The organism is Rhodococcus tibetensis (assembly GCF_024438035.1).
Lineage (GTDB): Bacteria > Actinomycetota > Actinomycetes > Mycobacteriales > Mycobacteriaceae > Rhodococcus_F > Rhodococcus_F tibetensis.
Genome location: NZ_JANFQF010000057.1, coordinates 1 through 931, shown reverse-complemented (window position 1 = coordinate 931; position 931 = coordinate 1). Strand labels below are relative to the sequence as shown.

The 931-nt window shown below is 64.8% G+C and carries 1 protein-coding gene; it reads right to left on the bottom strand.

Annotated elements, in window-relative coordinates; all coding sequences use genetic code 11:
- On the bottom strand, positions 1-931 hold a 931-nt coding region (locus NOF53_RS27440), incomplete at both ends, for an acyl-CoA dehydrogenase family protein (RefSeq protein ID WP_255974822.1).

The following is a 931-nucleotide window of genomic DNA, read 5'->3' as shown; positions in this document are numbered from 1 at the left end:
TCGTCGGTGACACCCGCGCCGCCGTGCACCTGAATCGCCCGATCGATGATCTTCAACGCAATGTTGGGCGCAGCCACCTTGATCGCCGCGATCTCCGTGCGCGCCTCCTTGTTGCCGACGGTGTCCATCAAGTACGCCGCCTTGAGCGTCAGTAGGCGCACCATCTCGATCTCGATGCGGGCCTCGGCGATCCAATCCTGGACATTGGCGTTCTCACTGACCGGTTTCCCGAACGTCACCCGAGTGGTCGCCCGCCGGCACATCAACTCGAGCGCCCGCTCGGCCATGCCGATCGCGCGCATGCAGTGGTGGATTCGGCCCGGGCCCAGGCGCGCCTGGGCGATCGCGAACCCCTCCCCCTCACCCTTCAGCACATCCTTGGCCGGAACGCGCACGTCGGCGAAGTCGATCTCCGCGTGCCCCTCGCGGTCCTGGTAACCGAACACCGGCAGACCCCGCATCACCGTGACACCCGGGGCATCGATCGGGACCACCATCATCGACTGCTGCCGGTGCGGCGCAGCCGACGGATCAGTCTTCCCCATCACGATCATCACCTTGCAGTTGCGATGCAAAGCATTGGACGCAAACCACTTCCGGCCGTTGAGGACGTACTCGTCACCGTCCCGGACCATCGACATTTCGATGTTCGTCGCATCCGAACTCGCCACCGCCGGCTCCGTCATCGCGAACGCGGACGCCATCGTCCCGTCCAGTAACGGCTTCAGGTACTTCTCCTTGTGCTCCTCAGTGCCGAACAGCGTGAGCACCTCCATGTTCCCGGTGTCCGGGGCGTTGCAGTTACACGCCTCCGAGGCGATATGGCTGCGGCCCATGATCTCCGCCAACGGGGCGTACTCGAGGTTCGTCAGGCCCGGCCCCCACTCCGGGTGCGGATGAAACAGATTCCACAAACCCCGGCTACGCGCCT